8 protein-coding genes are annotated in these 9,775 nt (G+C 71.9%); 6 read left to right on the top strand and 2 right to left on the bottom strand.

The window, feature by feature from the left end:
- Nucleotides 1–128: 128 nt before the first annotated feature.
- On the bottom strand, nt 129–467 hold the full coding sequence (locus ACIRS1_RS23295) for a hypothetical protein (RefSeq protein ID WP_360216062.1): 339 nt from the start codon (nt 465–467) through the stop codon (nt 129–131).
- 72 nt (nt 468–539) lie between these two features.
- Here ACIRS1_RS23295 and ACIRS1_RS23290 point away from each other — a divergent pair, with 72 nt between their 5' ends.
- Complete coding sequence (locus ACIRS1_RS23290; RefSeq protein WP_402842905.1) at nt 540–1,181, top strand: DUF2461 domain-containing protein; 642 nt, start codon at nt 540–542, stop codon at nt 1,179–1,181.
- Between the two features lie 86 nt (nt 1,182–1,267).
- Here ACIRS1_RS23290 and ACIRS1_RS23285 read toward each other — a convergent pair whose 3' ends face one another.
- Nucleotides 1,268–2,215 carry a heme o synthase gene (locus tag ACIRS1_RS23285; RefSeq protein WP_402842902.1) on the bottom strand — a complete coding sequence of 316 codons (948 nt, stop codon included), beginning with the start codon at nt 2,213–2,215 and terminating at the stop codon, nt 1,268–1,270.
- Nucleotides 2,216–2,678: 463 nt separating this feature from the next.
- Here ACIRS1_RS23285 and tkt point away from each other — a divergent pair, with 463 nt between their 5' ends.
- The 5 genes from tkt to pgl all read left to right on the top strand — a co-directional run bounded on the left by tkt (nt 2,679) and on the right by pgl (nt 9,677).
- On the top strand, nt 2,679–4,778 hold the full coding sequence (gene tkt / locus ACIRS1_RS23280) for a transketolase (RefSeq protein WP_396317763.1): 2,100 nt from the start codon (nt 2,679–2,681) through the stop codon (nt 4,776–4,778).
- Nucleotides 4,779–4,869: 91 nt separating this feature from the next.
- Nucleotides 4,870–6,012, top strand: coding sequence for a transaldolase (gene tal, locus ACIRS1_RS23275; RefSeq protein WP_360216050.1), 1,143 nt, complete (start codon nt 4,870–4,872; stop codon nt 6,010–6,012).
- Between the two features lie 64 nt (nt 6,013–6,076).
- Nucleotides 6,077–7,666 carry a glucose-6-phosphate dehydrogenase gene (gene zwf, locus ACIRS1_RS23270; RefSeq protein WP_402843115.1) on the top strand — a complete coding sequence of 530 codons (1,590 nt, stop codon included), beginning with the start codon at nt 6,077–6,079 and terminating at the stop codon, nt 7,664–7,666.
- Nucleotides 7,663–8,892 (top strand): glucose-6-phosphate dehydrogenase assembly protein OpcA, encoded by a 1,230-nt coding sequence (opcA, locus tag ACIRS1_RS23265; RefSeq protein ID WP_402842898.1) that lies wholly within the window; start codon nt 7,663–7,665, stop codon nt 8,890–8,892. Before zwf ends, opcA begins: the two co-directional genes overlap by 4 nt.
- A complete protein-coding gene (pgl, locus tag ACIRS1_RS23260) occupies nt 8,889–9,677 on the top strand; it encodes a 6-phosphogluconolactonase (protein WP_360216044.1) in 789 nt (262 codons plus the stop codon). Before opcA ends, pgl begins: the two co-directional genes overlap by 4 nt.
- The last annotated feature ends 98 nt before the right edge of the window (nt 9,678–9,775 follow it).

The raw sequence follows: 9,775 nt of genomic DNA, 5'->3' as shown, positions 1-9,775 counted from the left end.
CCGCGGGGGGGCGGGGGGGGGGGGGGGGGGCCCCCCCGGGCCGGGCCCCCCCCCCCGGCCCCCGGGGGGGGGGGCCCGGGGCCCGGGGGGGGGGGCCCCGGCCCCGCCGGTGTCGTTGGGGGCGGGGCTCAGCCGCCGAGCTGGATGCCGGCCATCCGCTTCCACTCGTAGGAGCCTGTCTTCACCCTGAGGCCCAGCTCGCCCTCGAAGGAGTCGTGCAGGGTCAGGCCCGCGATCTCGACGGCCCGGCGGCCGACGGCGTAGCTGGGGGCGACCTGGTCGCCCCAGGCGCCGTCCGCGCCGACCACGGCGATCCGGGTGGCCACGGCGCCGACGTACTCGACGACCGCGTCGGCGCTGCCGCCGTGCTGCCGGGCGAAGCTGGTCAGGTTCTTGGCGATGCGCTTGGCGCGGCGCTCGGTGCGGGCGTCCGGCGCGGCGGCGGTGGCGGTCTCTGCGCTGCTCATGCCCGCATGCTACCCACCGGTAGTGGCGCTGGCGACGGGAGCGGCCTGTGCACCGGGCCACATACTGGAGGGGTGACGTTCCAAGGCTGGCCCGCCGAGGCGCTCGAGTTCTACGAGCACCTGGAGGCCGACAACTCGAAGACCTACTGGCAGGCCCACAAGGACCGGTACGAGGACGCCGTGCGGGCCCCGATGGAGCTGCTGCTCGCCGACCTGGAGCCCGAGTTCGGGCCCGCGAAGATCTTCCGCCCCAACCGGGACGTCCGGTTCAGCGCCGACAAGTCCCCGTACAAGACGCACATCGGCGCGCACCTGGAGGCCGGCGGCTACGTCCAGCTCTCCGCCGACGGCCTCGCCTGCGGCAACGGGATGTACCAGCTCGCCTCCGAGCAGCTGGAGCGCTACCGCGCCGCCGTCGCCGAGGACGTGAGCGGCGCCGAGCTGGAGCGGGTGATCGCCGCGGTGGAGAAGGACGGCCCGCAGGTGTTCGGCCGGGACAGCCTCAAGTCCGCCCCGCGCGGCTACCCCAAGGACCACCCGAGGATCGAGCTGCTGCGCCACAAGGGCCTGGTGGCCTGGCAGGAGTGGGAGCCGGCGAAGTGGCTGGGCACCCGCGCCGCCTACACCCGGATCACCGCCTTCCTGCGCGCCTCCCAGCCGCTGAAGGACTGGCTGGACGAGCGCGTCGGCCCCTCCGGGCTGCCCGCCCGCTGAAACGCGAGAGCCACCGAAACGCGAGAGCCCCCCGAACGCCGAGGAGCCCCGGTCCACCGGACCGGGGCTCCTCCGCGCCGCGCGCGCTACATCACGAACGGGTCGATCGCGCAGACCACGAACAGCAGCGACAGGTAGGTGATCGACCAGTGGAACAGCCGCATCTCCTTGAGCTTGGCGCCCACCACCCCGGCCTTGGCCCGGGCGTACAGGGCGTGCGCCTCGCGCAGCCACGCCGCGCCCAGCACGACCGCCGCCACCGGGTACAGCCAGCTCATGTGCCCGAGCGGCCACAGGGCCAGCGAGACGGCCACCATCACCCAGGAGTAGGCGACGACCTGCTTGCCGACGGCCACGTTCCCCTTGACCACCGGCAGCATCGGCACGCCGGCCCGCAGGTAGTCGTCGCGCACCTTCATCGACAGCACCCAGGTGTGCGGCGGCGTCCAGAAGAACACCACCAGGAACAGCACGACCGCCGCCCAGGACACCGAGTTGGTGACGGAGGACCAGCCGACCAGCACCGGCATGCAGCCGGCGATGCCGCCCCAGACGATGTTCTGCGAGGTGCGCCGCTTCAGTCCGAGCGTGTAGACGAAGACGTAGAACAGCAGGGCGCCCAGCGCCAGGCCGGACGAGAGCCAGTTGACGCCGAAGCCCAGCAGCAGGGTCGACACGACGGCGAGGACGACGCCGAACACCAGCGCCTCGCGCGGCGACACCATGCCGGTGACGATCGGACGGCGCTCGGTGCGCGACATCACCGCGTCGATGTCACGGTCGATGTACATGTTGAGGGCGTTGGCGCCGCCCGCCGAGAGGTAGCCGCCGACCACGACCTTGAGCACCAGCAGCATGTTCGGGACGCCCTGCTGGGCCAGGAACATCACCGGCACGGTGCTCATCAGCAGCAGCTCGATGATCCGGGGCTTGGTCAGTGCGACGAACGCGCCGACACGGGCCCCGATCGGCCGGTGCGCAGGCGTCGCCCCGGTGACCCCGGCGGGACGGGTTTCGACGGCGGTCACTAACACCCCAACTGAAGATGAATCCTCGCAGGCGTCCACAGGAACGAAGGGTCCCGAAATCGTCCGCTCTGCGCGTACCACGACACCATAGACGTTCCATATCTCCCCACCGGCTCCGGGGTCCCCCGGCGAGGCCGAACGCACACCCCCGGGTGAACCGACTGGGTGAACCGACGAACCCGCTCCGGCGCGCCCGCGGTCCCCCGTCCTGACCACCTGGGCGGCAGTGGCCGACAAACCAGGAGACCCTTGGACATAAGCAGGCATAACGCTCTGGTGGGAATCACCATACGGAATTCCCGGTTGTCTCAGCACGGAGGGTGAGCCCCGGCCCGGGCGGTAGGCTCGCACGCAGAAGCGGGATCTACCCTCCGTGACCGGCACCACCCAGTGTCGAGACCACAGCGCCGTGGCCGACCCGGTCCCCATTCACGGGGTCACTCTTCAATGGAAGGAGCCCTGAGACAGGGTGAGCACGACGCCGACGAACGCATTCGAGTGGTCCGAGCTGGATGAGCGCACGGTTGACACCGCGCGGGTCCTGGCCATGGACGCCGTCCAGAAGGTCGGCAACGGACACCCCGGGACGGCCATGTCGCTGGCCCCGGCCGCATACCTGATCTTCCAGCGGTTCCTGCGCCACGACCCGACCGACCCGTCCTGGGTCGGCCGCGACCGGTTCGTCCTCTCCCCCGGGCACACCAGCCTGACCCTCTACACCCAGCTCTACCTGTCCGGCTACGGCCTGGAGCTGGACGACCTCAAGGCCTTCCGCGTCGCGGGCAGCCGCACCCCGGGGCACCCGGAGCACGGCCACACCGCGGGTGTGGAGACCACCACCGGCCCGCTCGGCCAGGGCATCGCGAACGCGGTGGGCATGGCGATGGCCGCCCGCTACGAGCGCGGCCTGTTCGACCCGGACGCCGCCGCCGGCGAGAGCCCCTTCGACCACACGATCTGGGCCATCGTCTCCGACGGCGACCTGGAGGAGGGCATCTCCGCCGAGGCCTCCTCGCTGGCCGGCCACCAGAAGCTGGGCAACCTGGTCGCCCTGTACGACGACAACCACATCTCGATCGAGGGCGACACCGAGACCGCCTTCTCCGAGGACGTCCTCAAGCGCTACGAGGCGTACGGCTGGCACGTCCAGCGGGTCGTCCCGAAGGCCAACGGCGACATCGACGTCGCCGCCCTGGCCGAGGCGCTGGACGCCGCGAAGGCCGAGACCTCCCGCCCGTCGATGATCGCTATGCGCACGATCATCGCCTGGCCGGCCCCGGACGCCCAGAACACCGCCAAGGCCCACGGCTCCGCGCTCGGCGCCGCCGAGATCGCCGCCACCAAGAAGGTCCTGGGCTTCGACCCGGAGAAGACCTTCGAGGTCGCCGACAAGGTGATCGAGCATGCCCGCCTGGTCATCAAGCGCGGCAAGGCCGCCCGCGACCAGTGGCAGCAGTCCTTCGAGGCGTGGCGCGCCGCCAACCCGCACCGCGCCGCCGAGTTCGACCGCATCCAGGCCGGCGAACTGCCCGAGGGCTGGAAGAAGACCGTCCCGTCCTTCCCCGCCGGCAAGGAGGTCGCCACCCGCAAGGCCTCCGGCGAGACCCTCAAGGCGATCGGCGCGGTGATCCCGGAGCTGTGGGGCGGCTCGGCCGACCTCGCGGAGTCCAACCTCACCACCATCGACGAGGAGAGCTCGTTCCTGCCCGAGGGCAACTCGCTGAAGAGCGCGAGCCCGTACGGCCGGACGATCCACTTCGGCATCCGCGAGCACGCCATGGGCTCCACCATGAACGGCATCGCGCTGCACGGGAAGACCCGCGTGTACGGCGGCACCTTCCTGGTCTTCGCCGACTACATGCGCCCGGCCGTGCGCCTGGCCGCGCTGATGAAGCTGCCGGTCACCTACGTCTGGACGCACGACTCGATCGGCCTGGGCGAGGACGGCCCGACCCACCAGCCGGTCGAGCACCTGGCCTCGCTGCGCGCCATCCCGGGCCTGGCCATGGTCCGCCCGGCCGACGCCAACGAGACCGCCGTCGCCTGGCGCACCGTGATCGAGCGGCAGACCAGCCACCCCGGCCCGGTCGGCCTGGCGCTCACCCGCCAGAACGTCCCGACCTTCGACCGCGAGGTCTTCGGCTCCGCCGAGGGCACCGCGAAGGGCGCGTACGTCCTGGCCGAGGCGTCCACCGGCGACCCGCAGGTGATCCTGCTGGGCACCGGTTCGGAGGTCCAGCTGGCGGTCAACGCCCGCGAGGTGCTGGAGGCCGAGGGCATCGCCACCCGGGTCGTCTCGGTCCCGTCGTTCGAGTGGTTCCAGGAGCAGGACCAGGCCTACCGCGACAGCGTGCTGCCGCCGTCGGTCAAGGCCCGCGTGTCGGTCGAGGCCGGCATCGCCCAGGGCTGGCGCGAGCTGGTCGGCGACCACGGCCGGATCGTCTCGCTGGAGCACTTCGGCGCCTCCGCCGACTACAAGGTGCTGTTCGAGGAGTTCGGCCTGACCGCCGAGCGCGTGGTGGCCGAGGCGCACAACGCCCTGCGCTCCCTCGAGGCCGTCAACCGCTGACGCGTTCCGGGCCGGGCCCGAGACCCGCACGTCGAAGGCCCGGCCCCTCTGACTACCCCACGAAGCAGAAGAAGACGAAGGACTGAGCACCATGACTGACGCACTGAAGCGCCTCAGCGACGAAGGCGTGGCGATCTGGCTGGACGACCTCAGCCGCAAGCGGCTGAACTCCGGCAACCTGGCCGAGCTGGTGCAGAACAAGCACGTGGTGGGTGTCACCACCAACCCGACCATCTTCCAGAAGGCGATCGGCGGCAGCGGCGACGACTCGTACGACGGCCAGCTGCGCGACCTCGCCGTCCGCAAGGTCACCACCGACGAGGCGATCCGCATGATCACCACCTCGGACGTGCGCGACGCCGCCGACGTGCTGCGCCCGGTCTACGACGCCTCCAACGGCCGCGACGGCCGGGTGTCCATCGAGGTCGACCCGCGGCTGGCCCACGAGACCGCGGCCACCGTGGCCGAGGCCAAGCAGCTGTGGTGGCTGGTGGACCGCCCGAACGTGTTCATCAAGATCCCCGCCACCAAGGCCGGCCTGCCCGCGATCGCCGAGGTGATCGGCAAGGGCATCAGCGTCAACGTCACGCTGATCTTCTCGCTGGAGCGCTACAAGGCCGTCATCGACGCCTACCTGACCGGCCTGGAGGCCGCCAAGGCCAAGGGCCTGGACCTCTCCCAGATCGAGTCGGTCGCCTCCTTCTTCGTGTCCCGCGTGGACACCGAGATCGACAAGCGCCTGGACAAGATCGGCGGCGACGCCCGGGACCTGCGCTCCAAGGCCGCCCTGGCCAACGCCCGCCTCGCCTACCAGGCGTACGAGGAGGTCTTCGGCTCGGTCGACGGCAAGACCGCCGGCAGCGCCCGCTGGAAGGCCCTGGAGGCCGCCGGCGCCAAGGCCCAGCGCCCGCTGTGGGCCTCCACCGGCGTCAAGGACCCGGCGCTGCCGGACACCCTGTACGTCACCGAGCTGGTCGCCCCCGGCACCGTCAACACGATGCCCGAGGCCACCCTGGACGCCACCGCGGACCACGGCGTGGTCACCGGCGGCACCATCGTCCCCAACTACGCCGACGCCAAGGCCGTCATGGACGCCATCGCCGCCGCCGGCGTGGACTACGACGACGTGGTCCAGGTGCTGGAGGACGAGGGCGTGGAGAAGTTCGAGCAGTCCTGGAACGAGCTGCTCGACACCGTCACCGCCTCGCTCGCCTCCTTCGCCGACGAGAAGTGACCTTTCGCTCACACAGCCAGCGCACGAAAGCGGAGCCCATCAAGTGAGCACTGATTTCCCCGAGTTGACGTCGGAGTCGGACGCGGACGATCTCCCGCCGGCGCCCGTCAACCCGCTTCGTGACCCGGCAGACCGACGGCTCCCGCGCATCGCGGGGCCGTCGGGCCTGGTCATCTTCGGAGTCACCGGCGACCTCTCCCGCAAGAAGCTCATGCCGGCCATCTACGACCTGGCCAACCGCGGCCTGCTGCCGCCGGGCTTCTCGCTCGTCGGCTTCGCCCGCCGCGAGTGGGAGGACGAGGACTTCGCCAAGGAGGTCCACGACGCGGTCCGGGACCACGCCCGCACCCCGTTCCGGGAGGAGGTCTGGCAGCAGCTCGCCAAGGGCATGCGCTTCGTCCAGGGCACCTTCGACGACGACGACGCCTTCGACAAGCTCCGCGCCACCATCGAGGAGCTGGACAAGGCCCAGGGCACCGGCGGCAACTTCGCCTTCTACCTGTCCGTCCCGCCGAAGTTCTTCCCGACCGTCGTCCAGCAGCTGAAGAAGCACGGTCTGGCCGACCCGCCCTCCTCGCCCGCCAACGGGCAGGAGGGGCCCAGCAGGACTTCCTGGCGGCGCGCCGTCATCGAGAAGCCCTTCGGTCACGACCTGGAGAGCGCCCAGGAGCTCAACAAGGTCGTCCACGAGGTCTTCCCCCGGGACGAGGTCTTCCGGATCGACCACTACCTGGGCAAGGAGACGGTCCAGAACATCCTGGCGCTGCGCTTCGCCAACCAGATGTTCGAGCCGATCTGGAACCGGTCCTACGTCGACCACGTGCAGATCACCATGGCCGAGGACATCGGCATCGGCGGCCGGGCCGGCTACTACGACGGCATCGGCTCCGCCCGCGACGTCATCCAGAACCACCTGCTGCAGCTGATGGCGCTCACCGCCATCGAGGAGCCGGCGTCCTTCCACCCGAAGGCGCTGGTGGCGGAGAAGCTCAAGGTGCTCAGCGCCGTCAAGCTCCCCGCCGACCTCGGCCGGCACACCGTGCGCGGCCAGTACGCGTCCGGCTGGCAGGGCGGCGAGGAGGTGGTCGGCTACCTGGACGAGGACGGCATCAACCCGGACTCCAAGACCGACACCTACGCGGCCATCAAGCTGGAGATCAACAACCGCCGCTGGGCGGGCGTCCCGTTCTACCTGCGCACCGGCAAGCGGCTGGGCCGCCGGGTCACCGAGATCGCGGTGGTCTTCCAGCGCGCCCCGTACCTGCCGTTCGACTCCTACGCGACCGAGGAGCTGGGGCAGAACGCCCTGGTCATCCGGGTCCAGCCGGACGAGGGCGTCACGGTGCGGTTCGGCTCCAAGGTGCCGGGCACCTCCTTCGAGGTCCGGGACGTCACGATGGACTTCGCCTACGGCGAGTCCTTCACCGAGTCCAGCCCGGAGGCGTACGAGCGGCTCATCCTCGACGTGCTGCTCGGCGACGCCAACCTGTTCCCGCGCCACCAGGAGGTCGAGCTCTCCTGGCAGATCCTCGACCCGATCGAGAGGTACTGGGACACCCACGGCAAGCCCGCCCAGTACGCGGCGGGGACCTGGGGCCCCGTCGAGGCGGACGAGATGCTCGCACGAGACGGCAGGAGCTGGCGCCGGCCATGAAGATCGACCTCACCAACACGACGTCGAGCAAGATCAACGCCGCGCTGATGGAGGCGCGCCGGGCCAGTGGCTCCACCGCCGCCGGCATGGTGCTCACCCTGGTGATCGTGACCGACGAGGGCAGCGCCTACGACGCCCTCAAGGCCGCCAACGACGCCTCCCGCGAGCACCCCTCGCGCACCCTCGCGGTGATCAAGCGCGCCGGTCGCTCGCCGCGGGCCCGCGCCGAGACCCGGCTGGACGCCGAGATCCTGGTCGGCTCCGACGCCGGCTCCGGAGAAACGGTCATCCTGCGCATGCACGGCGAACTCGCCGCGCACGCCCAGTCGGTGGTCCTGCCGCTGCTGCTGCCGGACGCCCCGGTGGTGGTCTGGTGGCCGGACAACGCGCCGCTGCACCCCGCGCAGGACCCGCTCGGCTCGATCGCCCAGCGCCGGATCACCGACGCGGTCACCGCCGAGTCCCCGGTCGGCCAGCTCGCCCAGCGGGCCCAGAGCTACACCCCGGGCGACACCGACCTGGCCTGGACCCGGATCACCGGCTGGCGCTCCATGCTGGCCGCCGCGCTGGACCAGCGCCCGTCCCAGCTCACCTCCGCGGTGGTCGAGGGCGAGTCCTACAACCCCAGCGTCGAGCTGCTCGGCCTCTGGCTGCACAACCGGCTGCACGTGCCGGTCGAGCGGGTCGTCACCGGCGGCCCGGGCATCACCGCGGTGCACCTGCGCACCAAGGACGGCGACATCACCCTGGACCGCCCGGACGGCCTGATGGGCACGCTCTCCATGCCCGGCTCCCCGGACCGCCAGGTGGCGCTCAAGCGCCGCGAGACAGCGGAGCTGATCGCCGAGGAGCTGCGCCGGCTCGACCCGGACGACATCTACGCGACGGCCGTGCGCACGCCCGTCGACCGGCTGCGCGAGCCGGACGGCGCGGAGACCGCGGCGGCCGAGCGGGCCGCCCGGGCCCAGGTCGCGGACGCCGTGGTGGCCGAACCCGCCCGGGTGACGGTCAAGGTCCCCACCGAGGCCCTCGCCGAGGCCGCGGGCGAGGCCGCGACCGCGCACGAGGAGCCGAAGGCCGGCGGGACGTCCACGGTGGGCAAGGCCGTGACGGGCAAGGCCACCGTCGGCAAGGCCGTGACGGGCAAGGCGGCGACCGGCAAGGCCGCGGCGAAGAAGGCCCCGGCCAAGAAGCCCGCCAAGCGCGCCCCCAAGGGGAGCGCATGACCAACGCCACCCCGCAGCTGGTCGTCCACCGGGACAAGGAGCTGATGGCCCAGGCGGCCGCGGCCCGCCTGATCACCCGGATCGTGGACGCCCAGGCCGCCCGCGGCAGCGCCTCGGTGGTGCTCACCGGCGGCCGCAACGGGAACGCCCTGCTGGCCGCGATCGCCGCCTCCCCGGCGCGCGACGCGGTCGACTGGGCGCGGCTGGACCTCTGGTGGGGCGACGAGCGGTTCGTCCCCGCCGCGGACCCGGACCGCAACGCCGTCCAGGCCCGGGCCGAGCTGCTGGACGCCGTCCCGCTCGACCCGGCGCGGGTGCACGAGATGCCCGCCTCGGACGGCGTGGACGGCTCGGACGTGGAGACCGCCGCGGCCCGCTACGCGGAGGAGCTGGCGAAGGCGGCCGGCCCGGGCGACCGGCTCCGCGTCCCGGCCTTCGACGTGCTGCTGCTCGGCGTCGGCCCGGACACCCACGTCGCCTCGCTCTTCCCCGGTCACCCGGGCGTGCGGGAGACGGAGCTGACCGTGGTCGGCGTGCGCGGGGCCCCCAAGCCCCCGCCCACCCGGGTCTCGCTCACCCTGCCGGCGATCCGGGCCGCCCGCGAGGTCTGGCTGCTGGCGGCCGGCGAGGACAAGGCGGGCGCGGTCGCGCTGGCCCTGTCCGGCCCCGGCGAGCTGCAGGCCCCGGCCTCCGGCGCCTACGGCCGCAGCCGCACCCTGTGGCTGCTGGACCGCGCCGCGGCGGAGCGGATCCCGCCCCAGCTGTACCCGCCGGCCTCCGCCTAGGCCCAATGCCAGTGACTTTGGCGCTGTCGTCTCGTTGATTGGGGTATGGCGAGGGTGGGGCAGGTCAAGTCGTCTGCGGGTGAGCGGATATCGGACCG

The organism is Kitasatospora sp. NPDC101176 (assembly GCF_044768035.1).
GTDB lineage: Bacteria > Actinomycetota > Actinomycetes > Streptomycetales > Streptomycetaceae > Kitasatospora.
Note: the sequence above shows the minus strand (reverse complement) of the source record. Positions and strands in the feature narration are given on the sequence as shown.

Excerpts from the sequence above, each read along its gene's own strand:
- ACIRS1_RS23295 (WP_360216062.1), bottom strand. The coding sequence starts at position 467 with ATGAGCAGCGCAGAGACCGCCACCGCCGCCGCGCCGGACGCCCGCACC.
- tal (WP_360216050.1), top strand. The coding sequence starts at position 4,870 with ATGACTGACGCACTGAAGCGCCTCAGCGACGAAGGCGTGGCGATCTGG.
- opcA (WP_402842898.1), top strand. The coding sequence starts at position 7,663 with ATGAAGATCGACCTCACCAACACGACGTCGAGCAAGATCAACGCCGCG.
- pgl (WP_360216044.1), top strand. The coding sequence starts at position 8,889 with ATGACCAACGCCACCCCGCAGCTGGTCGTCCACCGGGACAAGGAGCTG.